Source organism: Flavobacterium sp. B330r (genome assembly GCF_056824325.1).
In genome coordinates this window covers 2,920,395-2,939,885 of the sequence record NZ_CP124860.1, presented here as the reverse complement: position 1 = coordinate 2,939,885, position 19,491 = coordinate 2,920,395, and the positions used below count along the sequence as shown (strand labels likewise).

Below are 19,491 nucleotides of genomic sequence, written 5' to 3'. Positions count from 1 at the left end.
TCTATAGGTAAAAAGTTGGCTCTTAATAAAAATATTCAGTGTTACCTAAACTATCAGATCCTGTATTAACTTCTTTAGTTGGGTATCCTTGATCATTATAGGTAAAAGTGCTGTTTCCCCATAAATCACCATCTGCTGTATCTGTTAGGATATTGAATTTAACTCCATTTGCTTCTCCATCAACAAATGCGATTTTATCCATTCCTAAAATATTTTTAGTTGCATTGTTTTTATTATCATAAGTGTATTTATGATCTGGTGAGTTAGTGCTTGTAATTTCGCTTACTTCACCATTTACAAATTTAATTGTAGCTGTTCCAGAAGGAACATTTTGTAAAACATCATTTCCTGAATATCCTTTCACTGAAATTGTACCATCTGTATTATACGTATAAACTTCCTTATATCCTCTTAATACTGCTACTCCTTCCTCATATTCATATTCAACTCTTACAAAAGTTGATAGCTTTCCATCAGTAGTGTATGTAAAAGTATTTACTTGTTCTGATTTTCCATTAGGAAGTTTGAAATCAATTTTTGTAATTAAATCTCCTGTATAAGTATAATGCAGATTAAAAAATCCAGTATCATCTGTTGCACTTACTATTTTGTTACCGTCGTACTTATAATTAATGGTAGCTTTATCTCCATCTGGATTTGTAATAACAGTTTTTTTTAGTAAAACAAGATCTGAAGAACTTGATGAATCATCGCTTGAACACGATGTCAAAACTAGTGCTAAAGCACCAAAAAGGCATAATAATTTTTTCATTTTGATTTGGTTAAAATTCTTAATGGAGCAAACGTAGTACAATCAAAAATCAAAACCTTACGGGATTCCTCATCGAAGCATATTTTACAATTAAAAAGATCATTAATACACTAATAACAAACAACATAAAGGATCACTTGGTAAGAAAACGTTCTAAAAGACATGCATCTTAAAACACAATACCTCTTTTATGACTTCTATTATTTTTGAGTAAAAAAAATTGAACACGTAAAAAAACTTTAAAAACTCCATCAGTTAATTCACCTGTAAAAAAATTACATTTTTAATAACAAAAATGAACTTCACAAACTAAAACAATTCCTTATTTTTGCATCTTCCATTTTTTTTAAAATCTTATATGAAATTATTATATACCTACATTATCAAACATAAAATGCTTCTGTTTTTTGCTTTGATAATGGCTACTATCAACATTTGTTTCAGTTTATCTGACTCTGTAATTACAGGAAAATTAATGCAGGACTGTGGCGTCGGTCTGGCAAAATACAAAGGAAATGAAATCGGATTTATAAAATCTTTAGCTTTTTGGCTTGGGCTTTCACTTGGTGCTGCCATGATTTCCAGAATTACCAAAAACTTTCAGGATTATTTTACCAATGTGGTAATTCAGAGAACCGGTGCGCAAATGTATACCGACGGAATCAAAAAGTCTCTAGATCTTCCTTACGCCGAATTTGAGGATCAACGAAGCGGTGAAACTTTAAGCAAATTGACAAAGGTTAGAATCGATTCAGAAAAACTGATTACACTTTCTATCTCTCTAATTTTCCAAACTATTATTGGTTTCATTTTCGTAATCGTTTATGTAGCCCGAATTGATATGAGAATTTCAATTATCTTTTTAATTACTGCTCCAATTATTGCTTTGGTAAGTTTGTATTTAGGAAAAAAGATCAAAGTTGTTTCTCGAAAAATCGTGAATCAAACCAATGCATTGGCAGGTTCTACTACCGAAAGTTTACGAAACATCGAATTGGTAAAGAGTCTTGGCTTAACGTATCAGGAAGAAAAACGTTTAAACTTAAATACTTTTAAGATTCTTCAACTAGAGTTACAAAAAATAAGATTTATTAGAAGTTTAAGTTTCATTCAAGGAACAACCGTTCATTTCTTGAGAACTTGTGTTGTTTTTGCTTTGTATTATTTCTTGTTTGGAGGAAAAATTATCGTTGGAGATTTATTGACAATGGTATTCTTCACCTTCTTTATTTTTGGCCCTTTGCAGGAGTTAGGAAACTTCATCATCGCTTTGAACGAAACAAAAGTTTCAATGGAGAATTTCAAAAACTTACTGAACGCTCCAAAAGAATTCCGTCCAAAAACTCCAATACATATTGGTGCAATTCAGAAACTGCTTTTCGAAAATGTGAGTTTTCAGCATAAAACTGCCAAATTTAAAGCCGTTGAAAATATCAATTTCGAAATCAAACAAGGTCAGACCGTTGCCTTTGTAGGTCCGTCAGGATCTGGAAAAACAACTTTGGTAAAATTGTTAGTCGGATTGTATACTCCAGAAGAAGGTCAGGTTTTATACAATGATATTGATTCTACAGAAATTGATTTACTAGATTTAAGAAAACAGCTTGGTTTCGTAACTCAAGATGCACAATTATTCTCTGGAACAATCCGCGAAAACTTATTATTCGTCAAGCCAAATGCAACCGACGAAGAACTTTATGATGCTTTAAAACGCGCCAGCTGTGACAAACTTCTGAGACGCGCCGAAGATGGTTTAAATACTACAATTGGTGAAGGCGGAATTAAAGTTTCTGGAGGTGAAAAACAGCGTCTATCTATCGCAAGAGCTATTTTGAGAAATCCGAATTTATTGATTTTTGATGAAGCGACTTCTGCTTTAGATTCGATTACCGAGGAAGAAATTAACGATACGATACGAAATATTTCAGATAAAAACAGAATTACTGTTTTAATTGCACATCGTTTATCAACTGTTATGCACGCTGATAGAATATTTGTCTTAGAGCAAGGTAAAATCATCGAGCAAGGCAAACACGAAGATTTAATTGTCGAGAAAGGGCTTTATTATGCTATGTGGCGCCAACAAATTGGAGAGCGTAAGTAGGTGCGAATAAAGAATCTCGCAAAGACGCAGAGTCGCAAAGTTTAATTTTTAAGCTTTGCGACTCTGTTTTTTTATTTAAGTTTTTTACAATTAGGTACAACGTATTATTTGTCATTTCGACCAAGGAGAAATCTCCACGAGAAGCTCTACAAAGATTGGCGACTTTGATTGCAGAGTTACTTGCGAAGATTTCTCCTTCGTCGAAATGACATAAAATGAGAAAACCATATAAATACAAAACCCGACAGGTTTTAAAAACCTGTCGGGTTTGTTATGAAAAAACTTAGTCCCTTAGTATCTTAGAACCTTAGCATCTTATTTAACAAAATCAACCGCCTTAGCTAAAGCTTCCCCAATTCCATCAACATTTTTACCTCCTGCCGTCGCGAAGAAAGGCTGACCTCCTCCTCCACCTTGGATGTATTTACCTAATTCACGAACTACTTGTCCTGCATTTAAGTTTTTCTCTGCTACAATTTCTTTAGAAACATAGCAAGTTAACATTGGTTTTCCTTCGTGAGCAGTTGCTAAAACTACAAATAAGTTGTTATAAGAACCACCTAATTCGTAAGCTAAATCTTTTGCACCTTCTGGGTTTAAATCTACTTGTTTTGCTAAGAATTGAACTCCGTTGATTTCTTGTAATTCTTTAGCCAAATCAGCTTTCATATTTTTAGCTTTATCTTTCAATAAAACTTCCAATTGTTTTTTCAATTGAGCATTTTCATCTTGTAATGCTTGGATCGCTTTTACAGGATCTGGAGCATTTTTTAGCACTTCTTTAATTTCTCCAAAAGAAATTGCTTGAGACTCAAAATATTCTTTTGCAGCTTCACTTGTGATAGCTTCAATTCTTCTAATTCCAGCAGCAACAGCTCCTTCAGAAACAATTTTAAAGTGCCAGATATCAGATGTATTGGCAACGTGCGTTCCTCCGCATAATTCGACAGAATCTCCGAATTTAATAGTACGAACTAAATCACCATATTTTTCACCAAACAAAGCAATTGCACCATCTTCAAGAGCTTGATCTTTTGGAATCGCTCTTTTCTCGATTAATGGCAAACTCTCACGAATTCTTGCATTTACAAAGTTTTCAACCTCTAATAATTCCTCATCTGTAACTTTAGCAAAATGAGAAAAGTCAAAACGCAATGAAGCATTTCTTACCATCGACCCTTTTTGCTCGATATGCGTTCCTAAAATCTTACGTAAACCTTGGTGCAACAAGTGCGTAGCAGAGTGATTTGAAGAAGTTTTAGCTCTTTGAATAGCATCAACAACAGCATTAAAAGTTCCAGTAAGATTCTCTGGCAGTGATTTTGCCAAATGTATCGTTTGGTTGTTTTCTTTTTTAGTGTCGATAATATAAATGATATCTCCGTTTTGCGCTTCTAAATATCCTTTATCTCCAGTTTGTCCTCCACTTTCTCCATAAAATGGAGTAGCATTGAAAACTAATTGGAAAATTTCTCCATCCTTTGCACTTTCAACTCTACGGTACTTCGTAATCTTAACTTGTTGTGATAATCTGTCATAACCAACAAATTCCTGAATTTCATCTTCAACAATTACATTCCAGTCACCTGCAGTTACTTTAGAAGCTGCACGAGATCTTTCTTTTTGTAATTGCAATTGTTCCTGGAATCCTTTTTCGTCTAATTTCAATCCTTTTTCTGAAAGAATCAAAGCCGTTAAATCGATTGGGAAACCGTATGTATCATACAATTCAAAAGCTTTTTTACCGTCGATTGTATCTCCTGCATTATTTAAGATTACAGCATCCAAAAGAATTAATCCCTGATCTAATGTTCTTAAGAAAGAGTTTTCTTCTTCACGAATAACATTCGAACAAAGTGCTTTCTGTGTTCTGATTTCTGGGAAAGAATCTCCCATTTGCTCGCTTAAAGTTTCAACCAATTTAAAAATAAATGGCTCTTTTGTTCCTAAGAAAGTAAATCCGTAACGAATAGCACGACGTAAAATTCTACGAATCACATATCCTGCACCCGTGTTAGAAGGCAATTGTCCATCAGCAATAGCAAATGCTACCGCACGAACGTGATCTGCAACTACACGAATAGCAATATTCATTTTATTTTGTTCTTCACTAATGTCTGTTACATCATTAGTTGTATATTTTGCTCCAGTAATGGTTTCGATTTCTCTAATCAAAGGCATGAAAACATCAGTATCATAGTTTGATGTTTTTCCTTGCAAAGCCATACATAAACGCTCAAATCCCATTCCAGTATCAACGTGCTGTGCAGGAAGTTTTTCCAATGAACCATCTGCTTTACGGTTGAATTCCATGAATACATTGTTCCAGATTTCAACAACTTGCGGATGATCGTTGTTCACTAAACTTTTTCCAGAAACTAAAGCTTTTTCTTCTGCAGAACGTAAATCAACGTGAATTTCAGAACAAGGTCCGCATGGCCCTTGGTCACCCATTTCCCAGAAATTATCTTTCTTATTTCCAAGAATAATTCTATCCTCGTCAATTAATATTTTCCAAATATCCCAAGCTTCTTGATCAAACGGAACGTTATCTTCTTTACTTCCTTCAAAAACAGAAACATAAAGATTTTCTTTTGGAATTTTGTACACTTCTGTCAATAATTCCCAAGCCCAGTTGATTGCTTCTTTTTTGAAGTAGTCACCAAAAGACCAGTTTCCTAACATTTCAAACATAGTGTGGTGGTAGGTATCAATACCCACCTCTTCAAGGTCATTATGTTTTCCTGAAACACGAAGACATTTTTGCGTATCGGCTATTCTTGGACTTTTTGGAGTTCCGTTTCCTAAGAAAAATTCTTTAAACTGGGCCATTCCCGAGTTGTTGAACATTAAGGTTGGATCGTCTTTAAGTACAATAGGAGCTGAAGGAACAATAGTATGACCTTTACTCTCAAAAAAATCTAAAAATTGTTTACGTACGTCTTGTGATTTCATATTTTAATTAGAAAATGTGTCTGTTTTAATGTGTCAATTTGAAAATTAGATAATTAGCTAATTTATTCATTTGATGATGCGTTAAGTTTTTTATAATGTAATTAAAAAACTTATAATTTAAACAATAAATTACCTACTTTGCGCATTATCTAATGATAAAATAGCCCCAATATCTAATCATTAATCCTTGTAAAAAAGTGTCGAACAACTGAAACATTTAGCAGTTTCGTTCGACTAACTCATTTTACAAGGTGCAAAAATAGCGTATTTTAAAATATGGCGAAAGTAAAATATTATTACGACTCAGAAAATCTGGCTTATACGAAAATAAAAACCAGAAAAAGAATAAAAATTGGTTACGCATTCCTGTTTTTATTGGCTTCAGCACTATTTGGATTTTTAGTTTTTGTACTTTTAATAAACACGCCTTATTTCGAAACCCCAAAAGATCGTTTACAGGCACGTGAAATTGAAAATTTAAAACTGCAATATTCCATTTTAAATAAAAAACTGGACGAAATCGACGCTGCCGCAGATGCATTAGAAGAACGTGACAATAATATTTACCGTGTATATTTTAACAAAGCTGAAATTCCAGATTCGATTCGGAAAGCTGGTTTTAGAAGTTCTGACAGATACAAAGCGCTAGAAGGATATAATAATTCTCAATTGGTTTTAAATGCAACCAAAAGAGTCGACAAACTATCGAAGCAGTTGGCCATTCAGTCTAAATCTTTAGATGATATTTTAAAATTAGCTGGAGCTAAAGAAAATTTATTGTTAGCGATTCCTGCCATTCAGCCAGTTCGAAATGAAAATTTAAAACGTGTCGCGTCAGGTTTTGGATACCGAATTGACCCTTTCACGAAAGTGAGAAAAATGCATAACGGAATGGATTTTACCGCCAATACTGGAGCTCCCATTTATGCAACAGGTGACGGTGTTGTAGAAAGAGCTGACAATACAGCTTCGGGATACGGAAACCACATCGTGATCAGGCACGGTTTTGGATATGAAAGTTTATATGCGCATTTAAGTAAATACAACTGCCGTCCGGGGCAAAGAGTGAAACGAGGCGATGTGATTGGTTTCGTTGGAAGTACGGGTAGATCTGAAGGTCCGCATTGTCATTATGAAGTGCATAAAGACGGAAAAGTCGTAAATCCGCTGAATTTCTATTACGGAAATATTTCGGCTGTAGAATATGTGGCGATTTCGCAAATGGCAAACCAAGAAAACCAATCATTAGATTAATATCACGAAAAAATAGTATTTTTGAAATAAAATAGAAAAAAACAAATCATGCATATTGAACTTTCTAAAGACAAGAGATATTACAGTATTGGCGAAGTTGCCAAAGCTTTTAATGTCAATGCCTCTTTGATACGATTTTGGGACAGCGAATTTGACATTCTAAAACCTAAAAAAAATGCAAAGGGAAATAGAATGTTCACTCCAGAAGATGTTACCAACCTTCAATTAATCTATCATCTAGTAAAAGAAAGAGGTTTTACTCTTGAAGGTGCCAAAATACACTTAAAAGAGGGTCAGAAGAAAACGTTAGATAAATTCGAAATAATACGTAAATTAGAGTCGATAAAAACGCAGCTGAACGACATCAAAAACGAATTGTAATTAAAAATAGAAATAAACTTAAATCAAAACAAATATGAAAAAGTGGTTAATCCCTGTAGGAATTATTGTAGCACTTATTGCTATTATCGCATTTTGGTCGATTGGTATTAAAAATACTGCTTTGCAACACAGTCAGGCTGTTAATAAAGAATGGGGAAATGTTCAAACGGCTTACCAAAGACGTAATGATCTTATCGGGAATTTAGTAAACACTGTAAAAGGTGCTGCTGACTTTGAAAAAGGAACTTTGACAGCAGTAATTGAAGCTCGTGCCAAAGCTACATCGGTAACTATCGATCCTAGCAATGTTACACCAGAACAATTAGCAGCATTTAACCAAGCTCAAAGTGGCGTAAGTTCATCATTATCAAGATTATTGGTATCTGTTGAGCAGTATCCAACTTTAAAAGCAAACGAGAATTTCTTAAAATTACAAGACGAATTAGCAAGTACTGAAAACCAAATTTTAACTGCTAGAACTCGTTTTAATGAAGCTGTACAAGTTTACAACGGATACGTTTTAAAGATTCCAAACAACTGGTTCTTGAGCGAATACAAAGAAAAACCATACTTTGAAGCCTCTACTGGAGCTGATAAACCTGTTGAAGTAAAATTCTAAAATCTACAATCTAAACTCTAAAATCATTTTCATGTCAAAAGTAGAAGATTTTTTAACCAAAGAAGAAGAGCGTGAAATTGTTGAAGCAATTCGCGTGGCAGAAAACAATACTTCTGGCGAAATTAGAGTACATATAGAAAAAACAACTTCTAAAGTCCATTTTGATCGGGCTTTAGAAGTTTTTCATGAATTACGAATGGATGAAACCAGATTGAAAAATGGAGTATTACTCTATTTTGCAGTTGAAGATAAAAACTTTGTGATTTGTGGAGACAAAGGAATTAATGATGTCGTAGCTAACGATTTTTGGGATTGTACCAAAGACATTATGGTGAATCATTTTAAATCCGGCAATTTTAAACAAGGAATTGTTGACGGTATTTTGAATGCCGGAGAACAGCTCAAAAAATATTTTCCGTCTCAGGAAGATGATGTAAACGAACTATCTAACGAAATCTCAAAAGGATAAATAATGAAAAATTCCAAAATTAAAATCCCAAATTCCAATAGAATTTTTCAGATTACTTTTTTGTTTATCGCATTATTTATCAGCAATGCTATTTTTGCGCAATTTGAGATTCCACCCAAACCAAGTTTCCAGACTTCTGTTTACGATTACGCTAACATTTTAAGTTCTACAGAAAAGGCACAATTAGAAGAAAAACTAATCCGTTACTCTGATTCAACTACTACTCAAATCGTAGTAATTACAATTGAGAGTTTAAAAGGAGAAGATGTAAGCCAATTAGCAACTAAATGGGGGCAAACATGGGGAATTGGAGGAACTAAAGAAGATGATAATGGAGTGGTCATTCTTTTAGCTAAAAATGAAAAAAAAATTGCCATCAATCCTGGATACGGTCTGGAAGATCGTTTAACGGCAGGTATTGGCGGAACAATCATCAGAAATATTATTATACCTGAGTTTAAAGCAGGTAGTTTTTACAACGGCCTTGATAAAGGAACTGATGCTATTATTGATGTTTTTAAAGGAAAATACAAAGGCGAACGCAAACAAGCAAAAGGACAAGATTTTCCTATTCTGCCTTTTATTGTAATTGTTGTAATTGTTTTAATCTTACTCGCTCGAAATAAAAGAGGCGGAGGAGGAAATTCTGGCAACAATGGCGGCGGAGGCCCTAGCCTGCTCGATGTTATTATTCTGAGTAATCTTGGAAGAAGTGGCGGAGGAGGCGGATTTGGAGGCTTCGGCGGCGGATCATCTGGCGGTGGTTTTGGCGGAGGCGGTGGCTTCGGAGGCGGATTTGGCGGTGGAGGTTTCTCTGGCGGCGGATCTAGCGGAGGCTGGTAATTTATTCTGGTTCTAATTTTCCTCGTTTCAGGTTTCAAGTTTAGGTTTCAATCTTAAAAAATCATACATTTACATTTTACAATTTATTAATAGATGTTATCACATAAAGCAAAATACGCCCTTAAGGCCTTACTTTATTTAGCAGAACAAGACGAAAATCACATTTCTAGAACTGTAGAAATCGCTGATGGCGCTAACATTCCTAAAAAGTTTTTAGAGCAGATTTTATTAGATCTAAAACGCGGCCGTTTTGTAAGCAGTAAGCAGGGAAAATTTGGCGGATACTATCTAATTAAATCCAAAAATGATATCACTTTGGCAGAAATTCACCGATTATTTGACGGTGCAATTGCCCTTTTGCCATGCGCTTCTTTAAATTTTTACGAGCCTTGCTCTGATTGTAAAACCGAGTCTGAATGCAGTCTTCGTCACGGTTTAATGCTAATTAGAGATAAAACTTTGAAGGCTATGGAAGGCATCACAATCGCCTCATTGGTAAAAAAATAAAAAAATATTTTCTAAAGTCTAGTAAATCGATAGAATTAATTATATATATTTGCCAAAAATAATTAACTAATCATTTACAAAATTTTAACTCATGAAAGTACATTCTAGTAAATCAGGTGGACAAAATCTTTTGCAAAAAAAACATAATTATAATTTCACAACTGTGAATACTGCTTCATCTATGCTGTGTGTGTGTTGGTAAAAAAAATTTAATTTTAAATTCTACTAATCATATATACTTAATATAAAAAATGAAGACATCTATAAAAAATATACTTACACTACTTGCAGTTTTAACATTCTCAATCTCATTCGCACAAAAAATTGACGGGGTTGTTACAACAGATCAAAATATTCCTTTAGAAGCAGCCAATGTGGTAATTAAAGGAACCACTTTTAGCGCGATTACAGATTCTGAGGGAAGATTTTCGATAGAATCACAAGGAAAATTACCACTTACAATCCTCGTTCAATACATTGGTTATAATACTGCTGAGCTTGAAATTACAGCTATCCCTGCTTCACCATTATTGGTGACTTTACACGAAGAAAACAAACTTGTTGAGGTTGTAGTTTCTTCAAGAAGAAGAATTGAAAAAGTACAAGACGTACCTATTGCCGTTTCTGTAGTTACAGGAAAACAAGCAGAAGCAGCAGGAGCTTTCAACGTAAACCGTATTAAAGAATTGGTTCCTTCTGTACAATTATATTCTTCTAATCCAAGAAATACTGGAATCAACATTAGAAGTTTAGGTTCACCATTCGGACTTACCAACGATGGTATCGATCCTGGAGTTGGTTTCTACGTAGACGGTGTTTATTATGCTCGTCCTGCAGCAACTACTTTAGATTTTATCGATGTAGAACAAATCGAGGTATTACGTGGTCCACAAGGTTCTTTATTCGGAAAAAACACAACTTCTGGAGCTTTTAATATTACATCTCGCAAACCAAGTTTTACAACTGGTGCCGATTTTGAATTGAGTTACGGAAATTATGCCTTTTTACAAGCTAAAGCTTCTATCACTGGAGCATTAGGAAAAAAAGTCGCTGGTCGTTTATCTTTCTCAGGTACACAACGTGATGGTTTAATTGATAACATTGCGACAGGAAGACCAACCAATACTTTGAACAATCAAGGTTTTAGAGGACAATTATTATGGACTCCTACTGAAAATACAAACATTACTTTTGCAGGAGATTTAACAACACAGCGTCCTGACGGATATGCGCAGGTTGTTGCTGGTGTTGCCCCTACTCAAAGGGCTGCATACCGTCAGTTTGATGCTATTATTAAAGATTTAAATTATCAATTGCCAAGTTTAAATGCTTTTGACCGTAAAATAGATCACGATACACCTTGGCGTTCTGGACAAGATTTAGGAGGTGTTTCTTTAAACATTGATACAAAAATTGGAGGCGGAACTCTAACTTCTACAACTGCATGGCGTTTCTGGAACTGGGATCCGTCAAACGATAGAGATTTTACAGGATTACAAGTTTTAGCTAAATCTCAAAACCCAACAAGACAAACTCAGATTACACAAGAAGTTCGTTATGCTGGACAATTAACTTCAAAAATTAGTGGTGTTGCAGGAGTATTCTTTATCGATCAGACCTCTCAGACAGATGGTACAGAAGAATCAGGAAATGCACAATGGAGATTCTCTCAAAGTACAACTAGTCCATTATGGAAAACTCCAGGTCTTTTTGAAGGATACGGAATTAAAACTGACGCAAGAATTAGAGCTTCTAGTGCTGCAGTATTCGGACAGCTTGATTGGGCTGTTACAGAGAAATTCCACATTTTACCTGGTTTGAGATATAATTTTGATAAAAAAGATGCAAGTTATTCTCGTAAAACTTATGGAGGACTTCAAACTACAGATCCTGCCTTATTGGCTTTGAAAAAATCGGTTTACTCTGATCAGGCATTTGACTCAGATACTGACAATACAGACTTTTCTGGAAACTTAACGCTTACTTATAAAGCATCAGACAAAATCAATGCTTATGCAACTTATGCAAAAAGTTACAAGCCAGTTGGAGTTAACGTAGCAGGTCTTCCAACAAACGCAGCAGGACAGCCAATGACAGACCTTGCAGTGGTTAAGCCAGAAAAGGTAAATCATTATGAAATTGGAGTAAAAACATCTCCGTTTAAAAACTCAATTTTCAATTTAACGTTCTTTAATACTGATATCAAAGATTTCCAAACTAACGTTCAGGCAGCTGAATTGGGTGTAAACCGTGGATATCTTGCCAATGCAGATAAAGTACGTGTAAGAGGTGCAGAATTGGATGCAAGTTTTGTTATCAATTCGCATGTAACAATTAATGGAGCGGCAACTTATACAGATGGTAAATATGTGAAGTTTACTAATGCGCCACTTCCGTTAGAAGAAACTGGAGCGCCAGTTGCCTTCAAAGATGTTTCTGGAACTGAATTGCCAGGAGCTTCAAGATGGGCAGGTTCTCTTGGAGGTGAACTTTCGGATAAAGCAAAATTCTTTGGTAATGCTGGAAAAATTTTCTTCGCCGCTGACGGATATGCTCGTTCTGAATTTTCTTCAAGTCCTTCGGCTTCAAAATATTTAGTCGTACAAGGTTATGCAATCTTTAATGCTCGTTTAGGTTTCCGTGCTTCGCAAGGTTTATCTATTCAGATTTGGGGAAGAAACCTTTTCAATAAAGATTACTACGAGCAATTATTGCCTGCAGGTGGTAACTCAGGTCAATATGCTGGAGTTCTTGGTGATCAAAGAACTTACGGAGTTACATTCAAGTATTCACTGTAAGATGGTTAGTTAGTTTTAGTATTAAAAAGGGATACATTTTAAAATGTGTCCCTTTTTTTTATTTCACAAAATAACTTTCAAATCAAATTTTAAAATAGACGGAAATAAGATCATTTGTATAAATTCGCAGCCTGAATTTATAGTTTTTGAACAGATCTTTTAGATTACTTTTTACCATAATCTTTCTTTGCCAGCTAATTACTGGGCAAAATCAAAGAAATATCGACCAGCAGACTTTGACCTGGATTCGATACTATAATATTTTTCCGTTATCCGAAAAATGGGCTATTCATTCTGAATTTGATAATCGAAGCTTTGTAAACCCTGTTCACGAAAATCTTTTCGTTATACGGTCTCAAGCTCGTTACAGAGCGACTAATATGATGGATTTTGGTGCTGGATTTGCTTTTTTTAGCGTCAATACTCAAAACCCAAACCTTGACCCTGATTATTCTGTTCCCGAATATCGTGCACAGCAAGATCTTACTTTAATTAATGATATTGCCAAAATAACTTTTCATAATCGCTTTCAGCTCGAAGAACGATTCATTCAAAAAGCAGATAAAAATGGACTTTTAGACGAATTCTCATTTGCTTACCGATTTAGATACCGATTACAATCTATGTTTACCCTTTGGGAAAAAGAAGGAAGAAGCATAAAAGGAACTATTTCTGACGAAGTGTTATTCAATTTCGGAAAAGATAATCGTAGAAATACTTTCGATCAAAACCGTTTTTACGTTGCTTTACGTTATCATTTCAATCCAAATCTTGGTTTGGAGCTGGGTTATTTAAAGAACTTTCAAAGACGCGCCAGCGGTGTAGATTTTTACGATCGTGATATTATCCGATTCACGGTTTACCATAGAATTAATCGGAAATTTTAGATTTTAGATTTTAGATTTTAGATTTTAGATTTTAGATTTTAGATTTTAGATTTTAGATTTTAGATTTTCTAATAAAAAAACCGAAAATCAAAAATTTGATTTTCGGTTTTTTTAATCTTTGAGCCTTAGAACCTTAGCATCTCAGTACTTCAGAACCTAAAAAAAACTCACGATCCTCTCTGTTTTCTTCCTTTTTTGCTTTCAGCAAAGTTTCCAATTTTATAGGCTAGAGAAAACATTACGTAGCGTTTTAAAACTGTATTTTCTTCATCTCGAATTGAGGTTGGCGAAATGGTTCTTGTGGCACTTTGGTTTTGATTTAAAACATCATACACTTTCACTTTTGCATATAATTTTTTATCCAAAAATCCGTAAGAAAGACTCGTATTCCAAAGGAAGAAATCTTTTTTGAAATCGTCTGAGATATTAGAATTATAAGTATATCCAAAATCATTTCCGAAAATTAAATTAGCAGGCCAATAGGATGTTGTCTGCAAATTAATTCTATGAATTACGTTTGAAGTCGCATCTCTAGAATAGTTTTCATATCGTGTTTCGTTGTACGATAAACTATAAGATGGCGCGATTGAAAGCACTTCTCCATAATCATAAGAAGCATAAACACTTGGCGTAATTACAACCGATTTTGCATTGTACATAATAGCATTTGTAAATCCTTTATCAAAATTATAATTACCGCTTAAACGCAAGCCATATCTTAAAGTATGAGCATCTTTTTTAACCTGCTGATTCCAGTTTCCTCCAACAGAAGCCGAATACGTTCCCGAAATATTTACATAAGTTGTATTTCTTTTTCCGCTATCATCATAAATAGAAGTTGAAACTATATCATTATTGTAGTAATCTCCTTTAAGGAACAGGCTATAGCCAGAACGTGTTCTAAAGTCAAAGTTTTTAAAATCGATTCCTGCCGTATTTTTCTCAATCGGATTTAAATTTGGATTACCAATTACACTATTCAACGGATTATTTAAATCTGCAACTGGCATTAATTGTGTTGCCGACGGAAGCGCATTAGAATAATCGTATTTAAAAGTTAAATTTTTAGAACGATTAAATTTATATCGAAGTTGTGCCGTTCCGTAAGGAAGCATGTATCTTTTATTCAAATCGGTTGCTTGATTTAAATAAAAAGAATGATTATCGAACTCCACAATTGATGTTCTAGAATTGATATTAAGAGTGTATTTACTTTTCTGCCAACTAATACCAACTTTTGGTGTAATCGAATTTTGTTTGGATGTGGTGTAATTTGTAAGAGACAAATTTAAATCTGAATAGTCTTGTGAAGCATCATCAAAATTAAATGTCTTTTGATCGTTCATCGAACTTTGCCAGTCAAAATCGGTACCAAAACGAACGCGAAGCGAATCTGTAATTGGCTCTGTATATTCTAAATCTAGTGAATAAGCATCGCTTTTTGAAGTGTTTTTTGCGTTCTGATTTCTTTCGTCATTTGGTTTATTATCCTGATAGAAAATAGTCTCCGAAATGTTGATTCCGTTCGAATCATTTTTAGTGTTATTATTATTAAAAACCACACTTAAATTTCGCGACTTCTTTTCAAACGTTTTATTGAAATTAATACTATTGGCAAAACTTGTATTTGAACTTTCTGTATGCGATGTTGCCGTACTTTCGTTCAACGCATCGCCATTTTCATTTTCAGAAAAAGTCGAAGATTCAGCATTGCTGTTTGATTCGGATAAATTCAATTTAGGAGCAACAACAATCTGCATCGTAGGATTGATTTTGTATTCTAATTCAAAATTGGCCTTATTTCCTGTATTTTCATTTCTAGTTTTAGAATCGGCTTCTGTCAAGATATTTCCCGTTGGCAAAAAACTAAGTTGGTTGGATTTGCTGTCGTTTTTAGTCACCGCATTTGTAAAGTTATAACTGCTCATAAACTCCAAATCCTTTGTCCAATCGTCAGAATAATTAATTCCAGCAAGAGTAGACTGCGTAATTCCTTTTCCACCGCTGCTCGCGCCTTGACTACCTCCTTTTGCATTTCTTCCTCCTCCCATATTATCAAACACCTCATCCATAGAGAATCCAGTTGAGTTGATATTATTTGAAGATGCTAAAACACTAATTTTTTGTTTGTTCTTGAAGAAATTCATCATCAAACTACTTTCATAGCGTTCGTCTGAACCATATCCTCCAAGTACTTTACCAAAATACCCTTTGTTTTTCTTTTCGTCGATTGTAATATTTATACTCGAATAATCTGAAGTAGATTCTTGTTTAGAAAGTTCTTCTTTTTTGGTTTTAAAATCAGAAACCTGAACTTTTTTAATAATATCTGCCGGAAGGTTTTTAATGGCAATAGCTCCATCTTTATCAAAAAATGCTTTTCCGTTGACTAAAACTTGATTGACTTCTCGCCCATTTACGGTAATTTTTCCTGTATTGTCAACATCAAATCCTGGCAACTGTTTCAATAAAGTTTCCACATTTGCATCTGGACGAACTTTATAAGATCCGGCGTTAAATTCTAATGTATCTTTTTTGATGGTAATGGGCGGTGCTTCGCTTTTTATGATTACCTCATTTAAGACATTTGCATTTTCAAGCATGTACAATTTACCAAAGTCTTTACTTTCTGTAAGTCCTTTTTGTTCTTCGTAATACGCTTGATATCCCGTATAATTTACTTTCAGAAAAACGGGCTTATCGTACTTTTTAGTATTGATAATGAAATTTCCGTTTTTATCGGTCGTAGCATATTCAATAATGGTTGAATCTTTTACCGCTGTAAAATAAACGGTGGCGAGTTCTAGCGGAAGTTGTGAGTTAATATCGACTACAGTTCCTTTAATAACAATATTGTTCTGGGCATTTGCCGAATATACAAAGGCTAAAAACAATAGTAATGAATAAATTCTGGTCATAAAATTAGGTTAGTTAGATCAGTAAGACTTAAAAAAATGCAAAAGGTTTAATTGTATTTTTTACATTTATTCAAATATAATGCCAATAAAAAAATGATCTTTTAATTATCTAGACGCCAAACATAAAAAAATCCCCTAATTCAAGGGGATTCTTTTTTTATTTTTCTCTAATATAAATATCTATCGGAACTCCTGCAAAATCCCATTTTTCTCTAATTTTATTTTCGAGATATCTTTTATATGGTTCTTTAACATATTGCGGCATATTGGCAAAAAATACAAACTGAGGTGTTTGTGTTGGCAATTGCATACAATATTTAATCTTTACATATTTTCCTTTTGTTGCTGGCGGCGGATAAGCCTCAATCACTTTTAACATGTACTCGTTGAATTTTGAAGTTGCAATTCTTTGTTTTCTATTTTCGAAAACTTGAACTGTTGCTTCTAATGCTTTTAATAAACGCTGTTTTGTTAAAGCAGAAACGAATAAAATTGGCACATCTGTAAAAGGCATCAATTCTTTTTTGATTTTCTCTTCGTAATCACGAGTAGACATCGTATCTTTTTCTACCAAATCCCATTTGTTTACCAAGATTACAACCCCTTTACGGTTTTTCTCGGCCAGCCAGAAAATACTCTGATCTTGACCTTCAAATCCGCGAGTTGCATCGATAACCAAAATACAGATATCCGCATGTTCAATTGCACGTACAGAACGCATTACAGAATAAAACTCTAAATCTTCTTTTACTTTTGCTTTACGGCGAATACCCGCAGTATCAACCAAGTTAAATTCAAAACCAAAACGGTCAAATTTAGTATCAATTGCATCACGAGTTGTTCCAGCAATATCTGTAACAATATAACGATCTTTACCAATCAAGGCGTTGATAAAACTAGATTTTCCAGCATTTGGACGTCCTACAACTGCAAAACGTGGCAATTCAACTTCTGGTGTTTCTGGTTCTGGTTTTTCTGGGAAAGCATCAATTAAAGCATCCAATAAATCTCCCGTTCCACTTCCAGAAATACTTGCGAATGTGTAATATTCACCTAAACCAAGATTGTAAAACTCTACCGCGTCTTTTTCGCGCATAGCATTATCAACCTTATTTACAGCCAATAAAACTGGTTTTGTAACTTTACGAAGTAATTTTGCAACAGTTTCATCCATTGGCGTAATTCCTTCTTCAACATCAACCACAAAAATAATAACATCGGCTTCGTCGATAGCAAGTTCTACCTGCTTACGGATTTCACCTTCAAATACGTCATCGCTTCCGCGAACGTATCCACCTGTATCTATGACAGAAAACTCTTTTCCGTTCCACTCGCTTTTACCATAGTTTCTATCGCGGGTAACCCCAGATACTGAATCTACAATAGCTTCTCTTCTTTGTATCAGCCTATTAAAAAGGGTCGATTTCCCTACATTAGGTCTTCCTACTATCGCAACAATGTTATTACTCATTTTTTTTGAATTTTAGACTTTAGACTTTAGATTTCAGATTTTTAGGTCCCTAAAAATTGAATCACTAAAACCCTAAATGCCTTATTTAAATTTTTTGCAAAGGTAGTTAAAAAAAGTTGCTGAGACGCTAAGATTCTAAGTACCTAAGTTTTTTAATTATTTTGTTTCAAATTTCAAGTTTCAGGTTTCAAGTTTTACGTCTGCCATATAACTTGAAACCTAAAACTTGAAACAATTAAAAACTTTATTGATTATAACCAAATCGTTTCAGCATATTGGCATTGCTTCTCCAATTTTTATTCACTTTTACGACTAGTTCTATGTGAATTTGTTTTCCAAAGAATTTCTCTAAATCGGCGCGAGCATCGGTTCCTACTTTCTTTAAAGCGGCACCTTTATGTCCGATAATAATTCCTTTTTGAGTTTCACGTTCTACCATAATAATCGAACGGATTCTGATGATTTTTTCGTCTTCAAAAAATTCTTCTGTTACGATTTCTACTGCGTATGGAATCTCTTTGCTGTAATTCAATAAGATTTTTTCACGAATAGTTTCGTTAACAAAGAAACGTTCTGGTTTGTCTGTTAGCTGATCTTTTGGATAATATGCCGGAGATTCTGGCAATAATTCGATAATTCTTCCGAAAACTTCTGGTACGTTGAAGTTTTGCAAAGCCGAGATTGGGAAAATTTCTGCATTTGGCACTTTCTCTTTCCAGAAAGAAACCTGCTCTTCTAATTGTTCCTGATTTGAATTATCGATTTTATTTAAAAGTAATAAGACAGGAATCTTAGCATAAATGATTTTATTAAAGAAAGCCTCATCTTTAAGATCCTGCTCGCCTATTTCGACCATATAGATTAAAATGTCTGCATCTTCAAAAGCCGATTTTACGAAGTTCATCATCGATTCCTGCATTTCGTATGCCGGTTTGATGATTCCAGGCGTATCAGACAAAACTAACTGAAAGTCTTCTCCGTTTACGATTCCTAGAATTCTATGACGTGTAGTTTGTGCTTTTGATGTAATGATCGACAATCGTTCTCCAACGAAAGCGTTCATCAATGTTGATTTTCCAACATTTGGATTTCCGATAATATTTACGAAACCTGCTTTATGTGACATTTTTTGCTTTATTTATTTTGCAAAGGTAGTCATATCAACTCAATACAGAAAATAAAACATTTTTTAAAGTTTTCGTTGGATTTCTCAAAAATCGACGTATCTTTGCACCCGAAACATCGCGGGATAGAGCAGTAGGCAGCTCGTCGGGCTCATAACCCGAAGGTCACAGGTTCGAGTCCTGTTCCCGCTACTAAGAAAAACACCACTTGAAAAAGTTGGTGTTTTTTTTTTGTTATAAAATCTATACTGTCGGAATCATATCCGCCGCGGCGGACACAGGTTCGAGTCCTGTTCCCGCTACTACTTTAAAGTAAAAGCCTGAGAAATCTATATTTCTCAGGCTTTTTTGTGGTTCGAAAAATCTTGTTTCAATTACTTAAATTTTTA

General features: G+C 34.3%; 14 protein-coding genes and 1 tRNA gene. 10 read left to right on the top strand and 5 right to left on the bottom strand.

The genetic code is table 11. The features are described 5' to 3' along the window. Positions 1-22 precede the first annotated feature (22 nt). Positions 23-772 carry a hypothetical protein gene (locus QLQ95_RS13215; RefSeq protein ID WP_320492900.1) on the bottom strand — a complete coding sequence of 250 codons (750 nt, stop codon included), beginning with the start codon at positions 770-772 and terminating at the stop codon, positions 23-25. 358 nt (positions 773-1,130) lie between these two features. Between QLQ95_RS13215 and QLQ95_RS13210 the strand changes: the two genes are divergently transcribed. After that, positions 1,131-2,876, top strand: a complete 1,746-nt coding sequence (locus tag QLQ95_RS13210) for an ABC transporter ATP-binding protein (RefSeq protein WP_320492899.1) — start codon at positions 1,131-1,133, stop codon at positions 2,874-2,876. Between the two features lie 315 nt (positions 2,877-3,191). Here QLQ95_RS13210 and alaS read toward each other — a convergent pair whose 3' ends face one another. Next, complete coding sequence (alaS, locus tag QLQ95_RS13205; RefSeq protein WP_482500245.1) at positions 3,192-5,831, bottom strand: alanine--tRNA ligase; 2,640 nt, start codon at positions 5,829-5,831, stop codon at positions 3,192-3,194. 276 nt (positions 5,832-6,107) lie between these two features. Between alaS and QLQ95_RS13200 the strand changes: the two genes are divergently transcribed. The 8 genes from QLQ95_RS13200 (at position 6,108) to QLQ95_RS13165 (ending at position 13,589) form a co-directional block, all read left to right on the top strand. After that, positions 6,108-7,085, top strand: coding sequence for a M23 family metallopeptidase (locus QLQ95_RS13200; RefSeq protein ID WP_320492897.1), 978 nt, complete (start codon positions 6,108-6,110; stop codon positions 7,083-7,085). 48 nt (positions 7,086-7,133) lie between these two features. Next, a complete protein-coding gene (locus QLQ95_RS13195) occupies positions 7,134-7,466 on the top strand; it encodes a MerR family transcriptional regulator (protein WP_026730479.1) in 333 nt (110 codons plus the stop codon). Between the two features lie 34 nt (positions 7,467-7,500). Further along, on the top strand, positions 7,501-8,085 hold the full coding sequence (locus QLQ95_RS13190) for a LemA family protein (protein WP_095928713.1): 585 nt from the start codon (positions 7,501-7,503) through the stop codon (positions 8,083-8,085). 31 nt (positions 8,086-8,116) lie between these two features. Continuing rightward, positions 8,117-8,554 carry a TPM domain-containing protein gene (locus tag QLQ95_RS13185; RefSeq protein WP_250833911.1) on the top strand — a complete coding sequence of 146 codons (438 nt, stop codon included), beginning with the start codon at positions 8,117-8,119 and terminating at the stop codon, positions 8,552-8,554. A 3-nt stretch (positions 8,555-8,557) separates the two neighbouring features. Continuing rightward, entirely contained in the window at positions 8,558-9,397 is an 840-nt protein-coding gene (locus tag QLQ95_RS13180) for a TPM domain-containing protein (protein ID WP_095928711.1), read from the top strand. 93 nt (positions 9,398-9,490) lie between these two features. After that, positions 9,491-9,904 (top strand): RrF2 family transcriptional regulator, encoded by a 414-nt coding sequence (locus tag QLQ95_RS13175; RefSeq protein ID WP_012023964.1) that lies wholly within the window; start codon positions 9,491-9,493, stop codon positions 9,902-9,904. A 251-nt stretch (positions 9,905-10,155) separates the two neighbouring features. Beyond that, on the top strand, positions 10,156-12,702 hold the full coding sequence (locus QLQ95_RS13170) for a TonB-dependent receptor (RefSeq protein ID WP_482500244.1): 2,547 nt from the start codon (positions 10,156-10,158) through the stop codon (positions 12,700-12,702). A 146-nt stretch (positions 12,703-12,848) separates the two neighbouring features. Further along, positions 12,849-13,589: a DUF2490 domain-containing protein gene (locus tag QLQ95_RS13165; protein WP_253251770.1), complete on the top strand. Its 741-nt coding sequence runs from the start codon at positions 12,849-12,851 to the stop codon at positions 13,587-13,589. A 167-nt stretch (positions 13,590-13,756) separates the two neighbouring features. Here the strand turns inward: QLQ95_RS13165 and QLQ95_RS13160 are convergent, their stop codons facing one another. From QLQ95_RS13160 to era, 3 genes are all read right to left on the bottom strand, one after another. Then, entirely contained in the window at positions 13,757-16,507 is a 2,751-nt protein-coding gene (locus tag QLQ95_RS13160; protein WP_482500243.1) for an outer membrane beta-barrel protein, read from the bottom strand. Between the two features lie 157 nt (positions 16,508-16,664). Next, entirely contained in the window at positions 16,665-17,978 is a 1,314-nt protein-coding gene (gene der, locus QLQ95_RS13155; RefSeq protein WP_250833916.1) for a ribosome biogenesis GTPase Der, read from the bottom strand. Between the two features lie 244 nt (positions 17,979-18,222). Beyond that, positions 18,223-19,104 carry a GTPase Era gene (gene era, locus QLQ95_RS13150; protein WP_482500242.1) on the bottom strand — a complete coding sequence of 294 codons (882 nt, stop codon included), beginning with the start codon at positions 19,102-19,104 and terminating at the stop codon, positions 18,223-18,225. A gap of 117 nt (positions 19,105-19,221) precedes the next feature. On the opposite strand from era, the gene QLQ95_RS13145 reads away from it, so the two are divergent. Further along, a tRNA-Met gene (locus tag QLQ95_RS13145) sits at positions 19,222-19,294 on the top strand. Positions 19,295-19,491: the final 197 nt, after the last annotated feature.

What these genes read in the sequence shown, in the direction of transcription:
- QLQ95_RS13160 (WP_482500243.1), bottom strand. Translation starts at nt 16,507, where the DNA reads ATGACCAGAATTTATTCATTACTATTGTTTTTAGCCTTTGTATATTCG.
- QLQ95_RS13170 (WP_482500244.1), top strand. Translation starts at nt 10,156, where the DNA reads ATGAAGACATCTATAAAAAATATACTTACACTACTTGCAGTTTTAACA.
- QLQ95_RS13180 (WP_095928711.1), top strand. Translation starts at nt 8,558, where the DNA reads ATGAAAAATTCCAAAATTAAAATCCCAAATTCCAATAGAATTTTTCAG.
- QLQ95_RS13190 (WP_095928713.1), top strand. Translation starts at nt 7,501, where the DNA reads ATGAAAAAGTGGTTAATCCCTGTAGGAATTATTGTAGCACTTATTGCT.
- QLQ95_RS13185 (WP_250833911.1), top strand. Translation starts at nt 8,117, where the DNA reads ATGTCAAAAGTAGAAGATTTTTTAACCAAAGAAGAAGAGCGTGAAATT.
- era (WP_482500242.1), bottom strand. Translation starts at nt 19,104, where the DNA reads ATGTCACATAAAGCAGGTTTCGTAAATATTATCGGAAATCCAAATGTT.
- QLQ95_RS13195 (WP_026730479.1), top strand. Translation starts at nt 7,134, where the DNA reads ATGCATATTGAACTTTCTAAAGACAAGAGATATTACAGTATTGGCGAA.
- QLQ95_RS13175 (WP_012023964.1), top strand. Translation starts at nt 9,491, where the DNA reads ATGTTATCACATAAAGCAAAATACGCCCTTAAGGCCTTACTTTATTTA.
- der (WP_250833916.1), bottom strand. Translation starts at nt 17,978, where the DNA reads ATGAGTAATAACATTGTTGCGATAGTAGGAAGACCTAATGTAGGGAAA.
- QLQ95_RS13200 (WP_320492897.1), top strand. Translation starts at nt 6,108, where the DNA reads ATGGCGAAAGTAAAATATTATTACGACTCAGAAAATCTGGCTTATACG.
- QLQ95_RS13210 (WP_320492899.1), top strand. Translation starts at nt 1,131, where the DNA reads ATGAAATTATTATATACCTACATTATCAAACATAAAATGCTTCTGTTT.
- alaS (WP_482500245.1), bottom strand. Translation starts at nt 5,831, where the DNA reads ATGAAATCACAAGACGTACGTAAACAATTTTTAGATTTTTTTGAGAGT.
- QLQ95_RS13215 (WP_320492900.1), bottom strand. Translation starts at nt 772, where the DNA reads ATGAAAAAATTATTATGCCTTTTTGGTGCTTTAGCACTAGTTTTGACA.